Below are 15,873 nucleotides of genomic sequence, written 5' to 3'. Positions count from 1 at the left end.
ATGGAGGCGATGGTGCTGGACGCGCCGGGTCGTCCGCTGCGCCGCGCGACGCTCCCGGACCCCGAGCCCGGCCCCGGCGACGTCGTGCTCGCGGTGCGGGCCTGCGGGGTGTGCCGCACCGACCTGCACATCGTGGACGGCGAGCTCACGCGTCCTGCGCTGCCGCTCGTCCCAGGGCACCAGATCGTCGGCGACGTGCTCGCCGTGGGTCGCGACGCCGGCCGCCGCCTCGAGCCCGGGACACGCGTCGGCGTGCCCTGGCTGGGCTGGACGTGCGGGACGTGCCGCTACTGCCGGAGCGGCGCCGAGAACCTCTGCGACGACGCCCGCTTCACCGGCTACGACCGCGACGGGGGCTTCGCCGAGCGCGCCGTGGCGGACGCCCGCTACTGCTTCCCGCTCGACGACGCCGCGCCTCCCGAGACGGTGGCTCCCCTGCTCTGCGCCGGGATGATCGGCTACCGGTCGCTGCGGCTCGCCGGCGACCCCGCCGTCGTCGGCCTCTACGGGTTCGGCGCCGCCGCCCACATCGTCTGCCAGGTCGCCGTGCACGAGGGTCGCCGCGTCGTCGCGCTCACACGGGCGGGCGATGCAGACGCGCAGCGGCTGGCGCGCGACCTCGGCGCGAGCTTCGCAGGGGCCGTCGGCGACGAGCCCGAGCCGCTCGACGCTGCGATCGTCTTCGCCCCCGCCGGGGAGCTCGTCCCGGCTGCGCTCGCCGCGGTGCGCAAGGGTGGCACCGTCGTCTGTGCCGGGATCCACATGAGCGACATCCCGTCGTTCCCGTACGAGCTCTTGTGGGGAGAGCGGGTGGTTCGCTCGGTGGCGAACCTCACACGGCACGACGGGGAGGAGTTCCTCGCCCTGGCCCCGCGGATCCCGGTGCGCACGACGGTGACCACGTTCCCGCTCGTCGAGGCGAACGAGGCGCTCGACCGCCTGCGCACGGGCAGGCTCGCCGGCGCCGCGGTGCTCGTCGTCTGAGGCGGCCGCCGACGTCATCGATCTCGATCGATATGCTCACGGCATGCGCGACCTGCCGCTCGTCGAGTGCTGTGCCCCGCTCGCCGGCGCGGCGCTCTCGACGGACGACGCGGCCGAGCTGGAACGGCTGCTCAAGGCACTCGCCGACCGCCACCGGCTCCGGATCCTCAACATCCTCATGCGCGCCGACGGCGATCCCGTGTGCGTCTGCGAGTTCCAGCCCGCACTCGGCATCTCGCAGCCGACGGTCAGCCACCACCTCAAGCAGCTGACCGAGGCCGGCCTGCTGGAGCGCGAGAAGCGCGGCCCATACGCCTACTACGCGCTCGCACCCGGCGCTCTCGACCGGGTCGGCTCGCTCCTGTCGGAGACCGCCGCGGCCGCACCCCGGTGAGCGCCCTGCTCGCCCGCGCGCTCGCACCCGAGGCAACCGGGCGTTCGCGCTCGTGTTCGCCGGCCGCGCGGCGGGGATGTTCGATGCCGACAGGGGCGCCCCGGGGACGCTCGGCGTTGCGCTCGCGTTCGGGCTCGTGATCACGGCGACGATCTCCACCGTCGGGCGCGTCTCCGGCGCCCACCTGGGCCCGGCCTGACGGCCCCTTCGCACTCACACGCCGCGTCCCGGCGCGCCGGGCGCTGGCCTCGGGGGCGGCGCAGGTGAGATCGGGGATCTCGGCGCGACCACGCCCTCGGGATCCGACGGTCAGTCGTTCGTGTGGGAGGCGGGCGCGGCCCGCCGGTCGCTCACCGGACTATCCGGAGGCAGCGGGCACCGTCGACGTGGACTCCCCGCTGTCGACGGGCGGCGGCGAGCCGTTCACGAGCACGGCCGCCACGAGCAGCACGGCCATCGCCACCGCGCTCTCGCCGACGAGGCTGCGCCCGATCCCGGCCGGGATCCGCCCCCGCTCCAGACGGGGACGGACGACGGCGTGGTGCACGGCACCCCAGGCGAGCGCCAGGGAGACGACGCCGATCTTGAGGAGCAGGAGCCGGCCGTAGGACGTCGTCCAGAGGTCGGAGATCTCCGGCAGGCGCACGATCGACAGGTACGTCCCCGCGAGCACGAGGACGGCGACGAGGACGACCGCGATCCGCGAGAAGCCGAGGAAGGCGATCCTGCGGAGCGACGGCGCGAGCGGCCAGACGATCAGCGCGAGCGCGACGACGCCGCCGGCCCAGACGGCGGCCGCAACGAGATGGAGCCAGTCGGCCGACTGCGTGAGCCAGCTCGAGTTGGGCTCGGTCGCCTGATGGCCGGACAGCGAGAAGCCGGAGGCGAGCACCAGCGAGAGCGCGAGGCATCCCCAGAGCAGCCGTCGGATGTCGAACGCCCAGGCGAGGATCGCGAGCGCCGCGACCGCACCGAAGCCGACGAGCGAGACGATGAAGGCGATGCCGAACCGCGTCTTCTCCGAGAACGGGGTGAGGTCGGCGTAGAGGAGGTCCGCGAACGAGGCCTGGAGGGCGTTGTCGGCCCGGAGCACGAAGCCGATGATCCCGACGTTGAGCACGGCGAAGGTACCGACGGCCGCACACAGGTAGAACGCGCGCTGCGCCCGGGGCCCGGGATCGAGCCCACGGAGCACGACGAGGAGGACCACGAGCGGGCCGAGCAGGATCGAGAGCGCTGCGAACGAGCCCCAGCGTGCGACGTCGTCCCGCACCGTGAGCCCGCTCGCCCCGACGGCCTCGGTGGGCGAGGGCGCCGGGACGCCGACGCCGAGCGTGAACACGCCGGAGACGACGTGACCGTCGGCGGACAGCGCACGCCACCGCACCGTGTACGCGCCGCGCGGGAGGTCGTCGCGGACCGGCGCGCGAACCTCGCGCCCGCCGTCGGCCGACGCCGCAGGCCCCGAGACGACCGACCCGTCGGTCGCGAGCACGACGATCGCGTCCGGGACGGCCGTCACCGACTGGTCGAAGCGGAGCACGATCTCCGGCGGCGGCGACTCGAGCGACGACTGCACCTCGGGCGTGGACGACGCGAGCGTGGCGTGAGCGGACGCGGACGCGGGCAGGAGGAGCGCCGCTGCCGCGGCGACGAGCGCGACCCGCGGCCTCACGGCGTCTCACCGCCCGCGAACTCCGAGAGATGGCCGAAGATCGGCGCGACGTCGCGGTCGGCGAACAGGAGCACGGCGACCACCACGAACGTGAGGGCGAACCCGGCGCTCCAGACGACGCGTCGTGGCCGCAGCGCCTGTCCGATCGGGAAGATCGCCGACACCACGAGCACCCAGCCGACCGCGTGGTGGAGGAACGCGGAGCGCGAGAACAGCCATCCGTTCTGCTCGTGGATCAGGAACGAGGCGCCGGTGGCGAAGAGCGCGGCAGCCGTCACGAGCGACCAGCGGGGGCTCGTGAGCGTGCCGCGGACGACGGCGATCTGCACGCCTCCCGCGATCATCGCCGCCTGGGCCCAGATCGAGTGGGCGACGAGATGGAGCGTCGAGAACGTCGACAGGGCCGCGATCAGCCAGAGGAGGACGCCGCCGACGACCGCGGCGAGCGGCCACGCGTACGCACGCCACGCCCGGCGTCGAAAGACCTGTGGACCGACGATCACCTCCGCGAGGAGCACGAGCCCGACGAAGAGGACGACCGCACCGGTTGCCCAGTGGGCGATCTCAGCCCTCGGAGCGCTCATCCACCTCGAGGAGGTCGCGAACGAGCGACGGCGCAACGAAGAGCCCGAACACGACCCCGACGACCACGACGAGGAGCGGGGGCTGGAACAGGTAGTCGTAGATCCCCTTGCCGTCGCGATAGATGAACGCCACGCGGTACGGCTGCGCGATCGCCCACACGACGCCGGCGACGATCGTCAGCGGGCCGATCGCCTCGACCGCGAGCGCGCGAGGGCCCATGGACGCACGACGGCGCTCGGTCGAGCGGCTCAGCGGGCGTGCAAGCTCCGAGCTCACGACATCACTCCCAACTCCCAGCGTTCGAAACGGGTCCCCCGCGCAGTGTGCATCGTGGCGCCCGTCGTCGCAAACCGGCCCTCGCGCCCGCCTCGACCTCGATTTAAGGAATGCGTGCTTCCCGCGGCGCACCCGATCGGCCATCATGCCCGTACGTGCGCGCGAAGATCGCGATCCTGGTGATGACGCTCGGCCTCGCCGGAGCGGTCGCCGTGCTCGCCTCCGCCCAGCCCTCGGCGAAGGGCCTCCCGCGGTACACGAACGGCTACGCGAAGTGGACGAAGCTCAACCGCAAGCCGATCACGACGCCCGGCGCCCACACCGGGATCAAGAACGTCTACGCGAGCAAGCGCAAGAAGGGGCGGAAGTACCCGAACGGCACGGTCGTGCTCAAGACGATCGCGAGGCCCGGCGAGAAGGGGCTGCCGTTCCAGGTGGCGGTGATGCGGAAGGTGAAGGGGGTCTGGCGCTGGGTGGAGTACGAGCGGTCGGGCTCCCGCTACCGCGTGTTCGCCAAGGGACAGGTCTGCGTCAGCTGCCACATGCAGGCGAAGGCGAACGACTGGGTCTTCACGAAGCGCTGAGGCCGGGGGCCTCCCGCTGACGACCGCACTGCCGGCGGCCGAGGCTCTGTCAGCGGCCGATCACGCCGGAGCGCGAGACCGTCGCCGCGCGGGAGCCGAAGTCGGCCCGCGAGAGGCTCCGGACGATGCCGTGCGCCTGTTCCGCCGGGTCGAGCTGCGGGACGCCCTCGCCGTTCATCCGGGTCGGGACGAGGATCCCCGCCTCGAACGCGCCGTCGCCGCGGAGCGTCACCCGGAGGATCCCGCTCACGGAGAGCGGCCCGCCGAGCGCGAACACCTTGTACCCCCCGAAGTTCCCGAGCGAGTACGCGATCAGGCGCCCCTTGTACCACTCCATGCCGCGGAGCACGTGGGGGCCGTGGCCGACGACGAGATCGGCCCCCGCGTCGATCGCGGCGCGCGCGAAGCGTACGGGATCGCCGCGGTTCTCCCCCAGGTACTGCTCGGCCCCCGGCCGCACGTGCTGGTGGTCGACGCCCTCGGCGCCCATGTGCGCGGTGACGATCACGACGTCCGCCTTCCGGGCCGCCTGGGTGACGAGCTTCCGCACCTGGCGGAGGTCGGTCAGCGGGTTGGCCCACGGATAGCTCGCGAAGCCGAGCGTGGCGACGCGGATCTTGCCGACCTTCGTCACCGCGACCTCGCCGGGGCGACCGGTGTGCTGCAGCCCGTACCGGTCGAGCGACTTCACGGTCTCCGCGAGGCCTGCCGCCCCGAAGTCGTAGGCGTGGTTGTTGGCGAGGTTGAGCACCGTGAACCCGGCCCGCTTGAGCCAGCGCGCGTACCCGGGCGGCGTGCGGAAGGCGAAGCAGTTCGTGCTCGACGGGCCGCACTTGGACCCGCTCGCGTTCGTGAGCGTGCCCTCGAGGTTGCCGAGGACGACGTCGGCGGGGAGGTCCGCCGCGACGGCCGAGAAGAAGCCGCGCCCGCCGTCGGGCGGCAACGTCGGGGTGGAGCCCATGACGATGTCCCCGACGGCCGCGATCGTGACGACGCCGGGCGGATAGGGAGGCTTCTTCGGAGCGGGCTTCGCCTTCTCCGCCGTCGTCTCCTCGGCTCTCGCGACCGTCTCGGGCTGCGCCACGGCGGGCGTCGGGGCGCCGTCGACGAGCAGCGACACGACGACCGCGATCAGACCGACGACGAGCCCCGCCCGCAGGGCGAGCAGTGCTCCCCGCACGGGGCCTAGCTCCGGTTGCCGAGGAAGATCATCGCGTAGTACGCGAGCTGCGAGAGCGCAGCGAGCGCGGCGGCCACGTACGTCATCGCGGCGGCCGTGAGGACCTTCTTCGCACCCTGACGCTCGCCCTCGCTCACGAGGCCGAGCTCACGGATCTGCACGAGTGCGCGCTTCGACGCGTCGAACTCGACCGGGAGCGTGACGAGCTGGAAGAGGACGACCACCGCGAACAGGACGATCGCCAGCTGCACGAGCCCGAACGCGCCCATGAAGGCGCCGATCAGCAGGAGGAACAGCCACGCCTGCGAGGCGATCGAGACCGCCGGCCACATCGCGGAGCGCACACGGAAGAACGAGTACTCCTTGGCGTGCTGGAGCGCATGCCCCACCTCGTGCGCGGCGATCGCCGTCGAGGCGACCGCGGCCCCGTCGTAGACGGGTGCGGAGAGGTGCACGGAGCGCTTGCGCGGGTCGTAGTGGTCGGAGAGGGGGCCTCCCTGCGCACGCTCGATCGGGACGTCGGTGAGGCCGTTCTGGTCGAGGATCTGGCGTGCGACCTGCGCGCCGGTGAGGCCGGTGAACACCGAGACCTGCATCTGCTGCGCCACGGTCTTGCGCAGCCAGCCCTGGATGACGAACCCGAGGACGAGCGGCGGGATGAGGAAGGCGAGGTAGAGCGCGAACCCGTTCACGGCGCCAAGCGTAGCAACGGCGGCGGTCCTCCCCCGGGGCTGCTCCGGCTCCGTAATCATTCCGCAATGAGCGCGATCGCCGACCGCGACGAGGCCCTCCGGCTCGACGAGGGCGACCCGCTCACGGCGTTGCGCCGCGCGTTCGCCGTCCCGCCGTGGCCCGGCGGCGGCCATCCCGAGTGGGCGTACTTCGCCGGCAACTCGCTCGGGCTGATGCCGAGAGCGGCCCGGGCCGCCGTCGAGGCGGAGCTGGACGAGTGGGCCCGCCTCGCCGTCGAGGGCTGGTTCGAGGCCCGCGAGCCGTGGCTCGAGTACGCCGGGTCGCTGCGCCCGTCGGTCGCGGCGCTGGTGGGCGCCTCGCCGGAGGAGGTCGCGGTGATGGGAACCCTCACCGTCGACCTGCACCTGCTGCTCGCGACCTTCTACCGCCCCACGGGCGTCCGGCGGCGGATCCTGATCGAGGACACCGCGTTCCCCTCGGACTCCCACGCCGTCTCCAGCCAGGCCGCGTGGCACGGTCTCGACCCGGAGGAGGCGGTGATCCGCGTCGCGCCGCGGGAGGGTGAGTCGACGCTCCGCACCGCCGACGTCGTCGAGGCGATCGAGCGTGCCGGCGACACGCTCGCCGTCGTGCTGCTGGGAGCGGTCAACTACCTCACCGGCGAGGTGCTCGCGCTCCGCGAGATCACGGAGGCGGCGCACCGCGTCGGCGCCGCCTGCGGCTGGGACCTCGCCCACGCGATCGGCAACGTCCCCGTCTCGCTCCACGACGCCGACGCCGACTTCGCCGCCTGGTGCCACTACAAGTACGTCAACGGCGGGCCCGGCGCGCCCGCCGGGATCTTCGTCCACGAGCGGCACTGGCGCGACGAGGCGCCCTTCCGGCTCGCCGGCTGGTGGGCGACCGACCCCGCAGCGCGCTTCCTGATGGAGCCCGACTTCGTGGCCCGCGCGGGAGCGGAGGGCTGGGCGATCTCGACGCCGCCGATCGTGGCGTACGCCCCGCTGCGTGCCTCGCTGGCGCTCTTCGACGAGGTCGGCATGCCCGCGCTCCGCGAACGGTCGATCCGCCTCACCGGCTGGCTCGAGTCCCTCCTCGACGAGGTCGCGGCCGTGCGTCGGCTCGAGCTGATCACGCCGCGAGACGCAGAGCGGCGCGGGAGCCAGCTCTCGGTGACCGTCGCCGGGGCAGACGAGATCGCGAGACGTCTCCGCGACCGGCACGGCGTCGTCTGCGACGTGCGCCGCCCGGACGTGCTGCGGTTCGCGCCGGCGCCGCTGTACTCGTCGTTCGAGGACTGCCGTCGTGCAGCGGTCGGGCTGCTCGACGTGTGCGAGCCTCGCTGAGCAGATGCGGGCCCTCTTCGCGACCGCCGAGCTGACACCGATCGCCGCCGTCGGGGGGCTCGCCCAGGCTGCGGCCGGGCTCGCACGCGAGCTCGCCGCCCAGGGCGTCGAGATGGAGGTCGTCGTACCGGACTACGGCGGCGTCGAGCTCGCGGGGGAGGAGCTCGTCGCGCTCGACGTGCCCTCGTGGGCCGGGCCGGCTGCCGCCCGCAGCGGCGTGCACGCCGTGGCCGGCCCCGTCACCCTGATCAGGGCACCTGGGGTCGAGCGGCCGCACCCCTACCACGACGAGGAGGGCGCGGGCTGGCCCGACAACGACGCGCGGTTCCTCGCCTTCTCGGCAGCCGTCGCGGCACACGCACGGCGACGCCGGCCGGACGTCGTCCACCTCAACGACTGGCACACCTCCGCGGCGGCGTCCTGGATCGACGACATCCCCGTCGTGCTCTCCATCCACAACCTCGCCCACCAGGGGCAGACGGGCCTCGAGTGGCTCGAACGGCTCGGGCCGCGGAGCGCCCCGTACGCGTGGGACGGCGCCTGCAACCCTCTCGCCGGGGCGATCGCGCTCGCCGAGGCCGTCGTCGTCGTCAGCCCCACCTACCGGGACGAGGTCCTCCGGCCCGAGACGGGGAACGGCCTCGACGCGCTCCTGCGGGATCGCGCGAACCGCCTCGTCGGGATCCGCAACGGGATCGACACCGAGGCCTGGGACCCGCGACGCGACCCCTCCCTTCCCCAGCCCTTCGGGCCCGACGACCTGGAGCCGAAGCGCCGGGCGCGGGAGGCCGCGCGCGTCGCGCTGGGACTGCCCGAGCGGCACGGCGCGCTCGCGGTCGCCGTCACCCGTCTCGTCGAGCAGAAGGGCATCGACCTCCTGGCCCCGCTGTTCCCCCTGCTCGACGGGCTCTCGGTGCAGCTGGGGATCCTCGGCGCCGGCGACGCCGCGCTCGCGGCCGCCCTCCGCGAGGCGTCGCGACGCCATCCGCACGAGCTCGCGTTCGTCGAGGGGTACGACGACGAGCTCGCGCACCTCCTGCTCGGCGCCGGCGACCTGCTGCTGATGCCGAGCCGCTTCGAGCCGTGCGGCCTCACGCAGATGCAGGCGATGCGCTACGGGACGCTGCCGCTCGTCACCGACGTCGGCGGCCTGCGGGACACCGTGATCGATCTCGACGAGAGCCCCGATCGGGGGACCGGCTGGCGGGCGCCCGCGGCGACGAGCGCCGCGCTGCTCGACACGCTGCGCCGCGCCCTGCGCGACTGGGCCGATCCCGACGTCCGGCGGGAGGCCCAGGTGCGCGGCATGACGACCGACTGGTCGTGGCGGGAGCCGGCGGCCCGGCACGTCGCGCTCTACGCGCGTCTCGCCCGTCGGTAGCGGGCGAAGTCGGGCAGGGACGCACCCGCTTCGCGAGACGAGGCATCAGCGGTACGCTCGGCCCGATGGCGGTGGCACCTCGGATCCTCGTGATCATCCTCGCCGGCGGCGAGGGCAAGCGCCTGCTCCCGCTGACGAACGACCGCGCGAAGCCCGCCGTCCCGTTCGGCGGCTCGTACCGCCTCATCGACTTCGCCCTCTCGAACTTCGCCAACGCCGGGTACCTGAAGATCGTCGTGCTCACGCAGTACAAGAGCCACTCGCTCGACCGGCACATCTCGCAGACGTGGCGCTTCTCGACACTCCTCGGGAACTACGTCACCCCGGTCCCTGCGCAGATGCGGCGCGGCCCGTACTGGTTCCTCGGCTCGGCCGACGCGATCTACCAGAACCTCAACCTGATCGGCGACGAGCGCCCCGACCACGTCTGCGTGTTCGGTGCCGACCACATCTACCGGATGGACCCGCGGCAGATGGTCGAGGCACACGTCGAGTCCGGGGCGGGCGTGACGGTCGCGGCGATCCCCGTCCCGCGGGACGAGGCGAAGGCGTTCGGCGTGATCGAGTCCGACGCCGACGGCCGGATCATCGGCTTCCACGAGAAGGTCGACGAGCCGCCGTCGATGCCCGGCGACGAGACGCGCTGCCTCGCCTCGATGGGCAACTACGTGTTCGAGACGCAGACGCTGGTCGACGTCGTCACCCCGGCGGGCCTCGACCAGCAGCGCACCGACATCGGCGGGGACGTGATCCCCGCGCTCACCCGTGAGGGCGTCGCCCGCGTCTACGACTTCTCGACGAACGACGTCCCGGGGCAGGACGAGCGCGAGCGTGGCTACTGGCGCGACGTCGGGACGCTCGACGCCTACTACGCCGCGAACATGGACCTCGTCGCGCCGGTGCCCGAGTTCAACCTCTACAACGACGCGTGGCCGATGCTCACCGACCAGCCGCCGCTGCCGCCCGCGAAGATCTCCCGCGGGCCGGGCGGCGAGCCGGCGTCCGTCGGCGCGAGCCTGCTCTGCCAGGGCTCGATCGTCTCCGGGGCGCACGTCGAGCGGTCGATCGTCGGCCCCGGGAGCTACGTCGACCACGACGCCCACGTCGTCGACTCGATCCTCTTCCCGGGCGTCCGCGTCGCCCCCGGCGCCCGGCTGCACCGGTGCGTGATCGACAAGAACGTCGTCGTCCCGGCCGGCTACCGGATCGGGCTCGACCCGGAGCACGATGCGGAGCGGTTCACGATCAGCGATTGGGGGATCGCGGTCGTCGAGAAGGATCGAACGCTCGAGCACCCATAGAATCGCGCGTGATGCAGGTCCAGCGCTGGGAAGAGGAGCCGGTCGAGGAGCTGACCCCGGCGATCGCTCGCCAGGTCGTGCACACCGACCACCTGACCGTGGCGCGCATCCTGCTCGGCCGGGGCGCCGTCGTGCCCGAGCACGAGCACGTGCACGAGCAGGTCGCGACGGTGCTCGCGGGCCGGCTGCGCTTCCGGATCGGCGACGAGGAGCGCGTCGTCTCGGCCGTCGAGAGCGTCGTCGTCCCCTCCGGCGTCCGCCACAGCGTGGAGGCGCTCGAGGACACCGTCGTGCTCGACGTGTTCGCACCCCCGCGGGACGACTGGATCCGCGGCGACGACGCGTACCTTCGCGCTCCGCGTGACAGCTGACCTCGTCCTCACCGGGGGCACGGTGCTCACGGTCGACCGTCGGCGGCCGACGGCCGAGGCGGTCGCGGTGCAGTCCGGGCGCATCGCCTTCGTCGGCTCCACACGGGACGCCCGACGATGGGTCGGCCCGGGGACGGAGGTGATCGAGCTGGCCGGGAGGACCGTGCTGCCCGGGTTCCAGGACGCCCACGTCCACGTCGCGAGCGGCGGACTGGCGCGGCTGCAGTGCGACCTCCGGGCGGCGGAGTCGCCGGACGGATACGCGTCCGTCGTCCGCGCCTACGCCGCGGCCCACCCCGAGGCGGAGTGGATCGTCGGCGACGGGTGGTCGGCCGACGACTTCGGCGGGCCGATGCCGACCCGCGAGCAGCTCGACGCGATCCTGCCCGACCGGCCCGTGTACCTGGAGACGCGCGACGCGCACACCGCCTGGGTGAACACGAGAGGGCTCGAGCTGGCCGGCGTGACCTCGACGACGCGCGACCCGGCCGGCGGCGTGATCGACCGCGACGCGTCGGGCGCACCCTCGGGGACGCTCCACGAGAACGCGCGCCGGCTCGTACAGGCGCACCTCCCCGATCCGGCGGCGGCGGACTGGGAGGAGGCGATCCGCGGCGCCCAGCGTGAGCTCCACGGGCTCGGGATCACGACCTGCCAGGAGGCCGACCTCGGCGCCGACCTGTTCGAGCCGTACCGCAGGCTCGCCGAGCGCGGAGAGCTGACGATGCGTCTCGAGGGCAACCTCTCCTGGGACGACGCGCGGGGCGACGACCAGCTCGACGAGCTCCTCGACCGGCGCGCCCGGGGCACGGTCGGCCGCATGCGGATCCGCGGGGCCAAGCTCTTCCAGGACGGGGTGGCGGAGAACTTCACCGCCGCGATGCTCGAGCCCTACCGGGACGCGTCCGGAGCGACGACCACGAACACCGGTCTCAGCCTGTTCGACCCGCGCCGCCTGGCCCACGACGTGACGCTGCTCGATCGGCACGGGTTCCAGGTGCACGTCCACGCGATCGGCGACCGGGCCGTCCGCGAGTGCCTCGACGCGCTCGCGGCCGCCGCGGAGGCGAACGGCCGCCGCGATGCACGCCACCATCTCGCCCACCTCCAGTTCGTCCACGCCGACGACCTTCCGCGCTTCGCGGCGCTCGGGGTCGCTGCCAACGTCACGCCGCTCTGGGCGGTCCGCTCCGGATACGTCGAGGAGCTGACGGTCCCGTTCGTGAGCGAGCGCGCCGCGGCGGCGATGTACCCGTTCGGCAGCCTCGCCCGCGCGGGCGCGCGCCTCGCCTTCGGCAGCGACTGGTCCGTGTCCTCGCCGGACCCGTTCCTGCAGCTCGCGGTCGCGATCGAGCGGCGGCTCCCCGACGCCCCCGAGGACGAGCCGTTCCTCCCCGACGAGCGCCTCTCGCTGGAGGCGGCCCTCGAGGCGGCGACGCTCGGCTCCGCGTACGTGAACCACCTCGACGGCGAGACGGGATCGATCACGGTGGGCAAGCTCGCCGACCTCGTCGTCGTCGACCGCGACCTCACCGACCGCGGGGCGGGGTCGATCGCCGACGCCGGGGCGGCGCTCACGCTCGTCGAGGGCGAGCCCGTGCACGCCGCCGGCGTCGACGCGCCGTCCTGACGGCCGCGCCGGCCGGGGACGGCGACGGGGCCGAGCCGACGCGACCGCGCGTCGCGTCACGGAGTCCGGCACCTGCCTCCCGACGGCATCGCCCTTGACCGGGGGCCGGCCGCGGACGGACGATCTCCCGGTGCGCGGCCTCTCCGACAGCCTCGCGCCGCTCCGCCTGCGCGAGTTCCGGCTCCTCTTCACCGGCCAGCTGATCTCGTCGGTCGGCGACGCCCTGATTCCCGTCGCGCTGACGTTCGCCGTCCTCGACCTCACGGGCTCCGCGTCGGCGCTCGGCCTCGTCTTCGCGGCGTTCATGGGATCGCGTGTCGTCTTCATCGTCGCCGGCGGTGTCTGGTCCGACCGCCTGCCGCGGCAGCTCGTGATGATCGGCGCGGACCTGCTCCGCCTCGCGGTCCAGGCGCTCGTCGCCGTCGCGTTCTTCCTCGATGCGGCGCGCGTCTGGCACCTCGTCGTCGCGAGCGCCGTCGCCGGAGCGGCGACCGCGTTCTTCGGCCCCGCGTCCACCGGGCTCGTGAAGCAGCTCGTGCCCCCGGAACGGCTGCAGGAGGCGAACGCGCTCACCGGGCTCTCCCAGAGCGCGGTGTACGTGTTCGGCCCCGCGCTGTCCGGGCTCCTGGTCGCGACGCTCGACTTCGGCGTCGTGTTCGCGATCGACGCCGCCACCTACCTCGCGAGCGTCCTCTTCCTCGTTGCGATGCGCATGCCCACGGTCATCGCCCTCGCCGTCGGGCGATCGTTCCTCGGCGATGTCCGCCGCGGGCTCGGCGAGATCCGGTCCCGTCGCTGGCTGTGGTCGTCCTTCATCGCGTTCTCGGTCTCGAACGTCACGATCGCGACGTACTTCGTCCTCGGGCCGGTCGTCGTCTCCGAGGAGCTCGGCGGCGCGCGCGACTGGGGGCTGATGCTCACGGGCGGCGCGATCGGCGGCCTCGTCGGCGGAGCGGTCGCACTGCGCTGGAAGCCGCGCCGACCCCTCGTCCCCGGGTTCGCACTGATGGTGTTCGTCAGCCTGCAGCTGCTCGCCCTCGTGCCGCCGTTCCCACTGCCGGCCCTGATGGTCGCGTCCCTCGCGGCCGTCGCGGCGATCGCGATCGGCAACGCCTTCTGGGACACGATGCTGCAGCAGCACATCCCTGCCGACGCGATCTCGCGCGTGAGCTCGCTCGACTGGGCGATCTCGCTCGTCTTCATGCCGCTCGGATACCTGCTCGCCGGCCCGCTCGCCGATGCGGTCGGCGTGACGGCAGCGCTCCTGATCGCCGCCGGCGCGGGGCTCGCGGCCAACATCGGCCTGCTGCTCGTGCCCGACATCCGCCGGCTCGAGCGGGTCGACGACGCGCTCGACGAGCGCCGGGAGCCTGCGTCCCCACCGGTCGCCGCCGCGCCCGAGACCGCCCAGCCGCTTCCATTTCCGCGGCGGTCGCAGTAGCATCGCCTGCGTGCTGCGCAAGAACGCCAAGGTCGAGCTGATCTCCCGGGTCCCGCTGTTCGAGGGACTGTCGAAGAAGGAGCTCGGCGAGATCGCGATGATCGCCGACGAGATCGACCTGCCCGAGGGACGGGAGCTGATGACGCAGGGCGAGCGAGGCCGCGAGTTCTTCGTGATCGTCGACGGGTCCGTGAAGGTGACGAAGGACGGCCGCAAGGTGAACGAGCTCCACGGGGGCGACTTCGTCGGCGAGATCGCGCTGCTCACGGACGCCCGACGCAACGCCACGGTCACGGCGACGACGCAGGTGCGCGTGCTCGTGGTCACCGACACGGCGTTCCGCTCACTGCTGCGGCGGATGCCGTCGATCTCGCCGAAGCTGCTCGCGCCGCTCGCAGAGCGGCTCGACGACAACCGGTAGCCGACCCAGCCGGGCCGAGCACCGCCCCGCGCACGCGCCGTGCGCCGCCTGTGGGGGCGAGGGCGGAGCGTCCCGTCGCCCCGCCCCCGCGGAACGGCTCTACGGGTTCCAGATCGGCGTGAACCCCGCCGCGCCGGGGCTGTTCCCCGCGTCGGGGCCGCCGTTGGCGTTGTACGCGCTCGGGTTCGCGTTGGCCCCGGCCTGGTTCCTGCCCGGGAGCAGCGACGTCCCCGCGGGCGGGGTGATCGCCGCCACGCCGTGCTCGCCGTTGTGGGCATCGGCGTTCAGGACCCCGTCGCCGACGATCGGGCACAGGAACGCGTTGTCGGCGGCGGCGACACCGGCCGTGACGAGCCCGAGCGCCGACACGGCGACGGCGGTCACGAGCAGCTTCCTCATCGAACTCTCCTCTCGGTCGCTGGAAGGGACGCCCGCCATGCTCGCCGCTGTTTCCTGCGCCGCCGTTACGAGGGCCTTAGGAGTCCCTTACACCTGCCCGGGTGATCCCGTCGCCCCGTCCCGCGCTCACGCGCTCTGCGTTCCCGCGCACACGGGCCCTGGCGCCGGCAGTCCGGGCACGGGCCGGATGCCGCCGTCGGCGGCCTCATCCACGGTGCGCCGTCGCCGGCGCCGGATCGGCCGCCCGGCGCCGCGCACGGGCAGGGAGAGGAGCGGGGAGGCGAGGGCCACCGCGGCCACGAGGAACGCAGCCAGGGAGAGCCCTGACGTTGCGAGGAGACCCGCGCGGCGACGGCGGGCGAGGTGCTCGTCAGCGCGACGACCCGCGACCTCGTCGCCGGCTCGGGGCTCGAGTTCGTCGACCGCGGCGAGCACTCGCTGAAGGGCGTCGACGGGCCCCGCCGGCTGTTCGCGGCCCGCGCCTGAGCCACCCGCGACCGGGCGATCCGCGGCGACGGCGAGGGGCTCGCGCGATCGGCGTATCGTTCGGCTGCCATGAGATGGAAGACCGATCGGGCTCCTGCGAACCGCCTCGGCCGCCGCCGCATCGTCGGGCCCTCGCTCGTCCTCCTCGCCGCGGTGCTCGCGCTTGCGGGCTGCGGGGCGGGCGGGGAGGTCACGGTCGCGTCGAGCGGACCGGTCGCGAACGTGGACGTCGCGCAGACGGGGAGCCAGCTCGTCGTCCGCTGGGAGCAGACGGCGGACAGCAGCGGGTGCCGTCTCGACTACCGGCTCGATTCGGGCGACGCGGGGTCGCGCAGCTTCGGGGCGATCGCCGCCGTCCCCGTCGTCGAGCAGGTCTTCGACGTGGCGGGCGACGTGGTGTCCGCCACGCTCACGTGCGCGTGACGCCCTTCCCGGCACACGGAGGCGCTGCTCCACCATCGGGAGCAGCCCGGACCGCGCCTCAGTGAATGCCCCGATTGCGCTGATCGGCGGGTCGGTCATGCTTGAGGCCTAGGAGGTCGGAGCGCCGTGGAGGGTTCTCGAGACCGCGTAGCCGAGCTGGAACGTCGCATCGACGCGCTCGGGGAGGAACTGGCCGACGTCCGTGCTGCGCTCGCAGCACTGCGCGCCCAGGAGACGGGGGCGCGGGAGCCGATCGCCCGCGCCGCTCCGACCCCACCGCCGCCTCGGCCGGCGCCGACACCC

The 15,873-nt window shown here is 73.4% G+C and carries 20 protein-coding genes; 13 read left to right on the top strand and 7 right to left on the bottom strand.

What is annotated here, in order from left to right; translation table 11 throughout:
* From AC162C_RS01030 to AC162C_RS01020, 3 genes are read left to right on the top strand one after another with little or no spacing between them, the layout of a single operon-like run.
* Complete coding sequence (locus tag AC162C_RS01030) at window positions 1–984, top strand: zinc-dependent alcohol dehydrogenase family protein (protein WP_484095925.1); 984 nt, start codon at window positions 1–3, stop codon at window positions 982–984.
* A 43-nt stretch (window positions 985–1,027) separates the two neighbouring features.
* Window positions 1,028–1,378: an ArsR/SmtB family transcription factor gene (locus tag AC162C_RS01025; protein WP_462972861.1), complete on the top strand. Its 351-nt coding sequence runs from the start codon at window positions 1,028–1,030 to the stop codon at window positions 1,376–1,378.
* 52 nt (window positions 1,379–1,430) lie between these two features.
* Window positions 1,431–1,577: an aquaporin gene (locus AC162C_RS01020; RefSeq protein ID WP_484095924.1), complete on the top strand. Its 147-nt coding sequence runs from the start codon at window positions 1,431–1,433 to the stop codon at window positions 1,575–1,577.
* Window positions 1,578–1,736: 159 nt separating this feature from the next.
* Here the strand turns inward: AC162C_RS01020 and AC162C_RS01015 are convergent, their stop codons facing one another.
* Genes AC162C_RS01015 through AC162C_RS01005 form a run of 3 tightly spaced genes read right to left on the bottom strand, consistent with a single transcriptional unit; the run spans window position 1,737 to window position 3,914 of the window.
* Window positions 1,737–3,053, bottom strand: a complete 1,317-nt coding sequence (locus AC162C_RS01015) for a copper resistance CopC/CopD family protein (RefSeq protein ID WP_484095923.1) — start codon at window positions 3,051–3,053, stop codon at window positions 1,737–1,739.
* Window positions 3,050–3,637 carry a hypothetical protein gene (locus AC162C_RS01010; protein WP_484095922.1) on the bottom strand — a complete coding sequence of 196 codons (588 nt, stop codon included), beginning with the start codon at window positions 3,635–3,637 and terminating at the stop codon, window positions 3,050–3,052. Before AC162C_RS01010 ends, AC162C_RS01015 begins: the two co-directional genes overlap by 4 nt.
* Window positions 3,618–3,914 (bottom strand): hypothetical protein, encoded by a 297-nt coding sequence (locus AC162C_RS01005; RefSeq protein WP_462972857.1) that lies wholly within the window; start codon window positions 3,912–3,914, stop codon window positions 3,618–3,620. The genes AC162C_RS01010 and AC162C_RS01005 overlap by 20 nt, the downstream gene beginning before the upstream one ends.
* A 155-nt stretch (window positions 3,915–4,069) precedes the next feature.
* On the opposite strand from AC162C_RS01005, the gene AC162C_RS01000 reads away from it, so the two are divergent.
* Window positions 4,070–4,498 (top strand): cytochrome P460 family protein, encoded by a 429-nt coding sequence (locus tag AC162C_RS01000; protein WP_484095921.1) that lies wholly within the window; start codon window positions 4,070–4,072, stop codon window positions 4,496–4,498.
* Between the two features lie 49 nt (window positions 4,499–4,547).
* Here AC162C_RS01000 and AC162C_RS00995 read toward each other — a convergent pair whose 3' ends face one another.
* Together AC162C_RS00995 and AC162C_RS00990 are read right to left on the bottom strand one after the other, a co-directional pair.
* Window positions 4,548–5,678, bottom strand: a complete 1,131-nt coding sequence (locus tag AC162C_RS00995) for a CapA family protein (RefSeq protein WP_484095920.1) — start codon at window positions 5,676–5,678, stop codon at window positions 4,548–4,550.
* A 5-nt stretch (window positions 5,679–5,683) separates the two neighbouring features.
* Complete coding sequence (locus AC162C_RS00990) at window positions 5,684–6,370, bottom strand: zinc metallopeptidase (RefSeq protein WP_462972854.1); 687 nt, start codon at window positions 6,368–6,370, stop codon at window positions 5,684–5,686.
* A gap of 66 nt (window positions 6,371–6,436) precedes the next feature.
* Between AC162C_RS00990 and kynU the strand changes: the two genes are divergently transcribed.
* From kynU to AC162C_RS00955, 7 genes are all read left to right on the top strand, one after another.
* Complete coding sequence (gene kynU, locus AC162C_RS00985) at window positions 6,437–7,717, top strand: kynureninase (RefSeq protein ID WP_484095919.1); 1,281 nt, start codon at window positions 6,437–6,439, stop codon at window positions 7,715–7,717.
* A 4-nt stretch (window positions 7,718–7,721) separates the two neighbouring features.
* Window positions 7,722–9,098: a glycogen synthase gene (locus AC162C_RS00980; RefSeq protein WP_484095918.1), complete on the top strand. Its 1,377-nt coding sequence runs from the start codon at window positions 7,722–7,724 to the stop codon at window positions 9,096–9,098.
* A gap of 65 nt (window positions 9,099–9,163) precedes the next feature.
* Entirely contained in the window at window positions 9,164–10,399 is a 1,236-nt protein-coding gene (gene glgC / locus AC162C_RS00975) for a glucose-1-phosphate adenylyltransferase (protein ID WP_484095917.1), read from the top strand.
* A gap of 11 nt (window positions 10,400–10,410) precedes the next feature.
* Window positions 10,411–10,770, top strand: coding sequence for a cupin domain-containing protein (locus AC162C_RS00970; RefSeq protein WP_462972850.1), 360 nt, complete (start codon window positions 10,411–10,413; stop codon window positions 10,768–10,770).
* Window positions 10,760–12,400: an amidohydrolase gene (locus AC162C_RS00965; RefSeq protein WP_484095916.1), complete on the top strand. Its 1,641-nt coding sequence runs from the start codon at window positions 10,760–10,762 to the stop codon at window positions 12,398–12,400. The genes AC162C_RS00970 and AC162C_RS00965 overlap by 11 nt, the downstream gene beginning before the upstream one ends.
* Window positions 12,401–12,530: 130 nt before the next feature.
* Window positions 12,531–13,841, top strand: a complete 1,311-nt coding sequence (locus AC162C_RS00960; RefSeq protein ID WP_484095915.1) for an MFS transporter — start codon at window positions 12,531–12,533, stop codon at window positions 13,839–13,841.
* A 10-nt stretch (window positions 13,842–13,851) separates the two neighbouring features.
* The gene (locus AC162C_RS00955) at window positions 13,852–14,262 is read left to right on the top strand and encodes a cyclic nucleotide-binding domain-containing protein (protein ID WP_484095914.1); all 411 of its coding nucleotides are present in this window, start codon (window positions 13,852–13,854) and stop codon (window positions 14,260–14,262) included.
* 99 nt (window positions 14,263–14,361) lie between these two features.
* Here the strand turns inward: AC162C_RS00955 and AC162C_RS00950 are convergent, their stop codons facing one another.
* On the bottom strand, window positions 14,362–14,661 hold the full coding sequence (locus AC162C_RS00950; RefSeq protein WP_484095913.1) for a hypothetical protein: 300 nt from the start codon (window positions 14,659–14,661) through the stop codon (window positions 14,362–14,364).
* A gap of 363 nt (window positions 14,662–15,024) precedes the next feature.
* Here AC162C_RS00950 and AC162C_RS00945 point away from each other — a divergent pair, with 363 nt between their 5' ends.
* Both AC162C_RS00945 and AC162C_RS00940 read left to right on the top strand, forming a co-directional pair.
* Window positions 15,025–15,147 carry a hypothetical protein gene (locus tag AC162C_RS00945; RefSeq protein ID WP_484095912.1) on the top strand — a complete coding sequence of 41 codons (123 nt, stop codon included), beginning with the start codon at window positions 15,025–15,027 and terminating at the stop codon, window positions 15,145–15,147.
* A 69-nt stretch (window positions 15,148–15,216) separates the two neighbouring features.
* Window positions 15,217–15,570, top strand: coding sequence for a hypothetical protein (locus tag AC162C_RS00940; RefSeq protein WP_484095911.1), 354 nt, complete (start codon window positions 15,217–15,219; stop codon window positions 15,568–15,570).
* Between the two features lie 108 nt (window positions 15,571–15,678).
* Here the strand turns inward: AC162C_RS00940 and AC162C_RS00935 are convergent.
* The coding region (locus AC162C_RS00935; protein WP_484095910.1) for a hypothetical protein at window positions 15,679–15,873 on the bottom strand (195 nt) is incomplete at its 5' end.

The organism is Gaiella sp. (assembly GCF_057140465.1).
Note: the sequence above shows the minus strand (reverse complement) of the source record. Positions and strands in the feature narration are given on the sequence as shown.

Coding starts and splice junctions, on each gene's coding strand:
- AC162C_RS01025 (WP_462972861.1), top strand. CDS start 1,028: ATGCGCGACCTGCCGCTCGTCGAGTGCTGTGCCCCGCTCGCCGGCGCG.
- AC162C_RS01010 (WP_484095922.1), bottom strand. CDS start 3,637: ATGAGCGCTCCGAGGGCTGAGATCGCCCACTGGGCAACCGGTGCGGTC.
- kynU (WP_484095919.1), top strand. CDS start 6,437: ATGAGCGCGATCGCCGACCGCGACGAGGCCCTCCGGCTCGACGAGGGC.
- AC162C_RS01030 (WP_484095925.1), top strand. CDS start 1: ATGGAGGCGATGGTGCTGGACGCGCCGGGTCGTCCGCTGCGCCGCGCG.
- AC162C_RS00980 (WP_484095918.1), top strand. CDS start 7,722: ATGCGGGCCCTCTTCGCGACCGCCGAGCTGACACCGATCGCCGCCGTC.
- AC162C_RS00940 (WP_484095911.1), top strand. CDS start 15,217: ATGAGATGGAAGACCGATCGGGCTCCTGCGAACCGCCTCGGCCGCCGC.
- glgC (WP_484095917.1), top strand. CDS start 9,164: ATGGCGGTGGCACCTCGGATCCTCGTGATCATCCTCGCCGGCGGCGAG.
- AC162C_RS00950 (WP_484095913.1), bottom strand. CDS start 14,661: ATGAGGAAGCTGCTCGTGACCGCCGTCGCCGTGTCGGCGCTCGGGCTC.
- AC162C_RS00970 (WP_462972850.1), top strand. CDS start 10,411: ATGCAGGTCCAGCGCTGGGAAGAGGAGCCGGTCGAGGAGCTGACCCCG.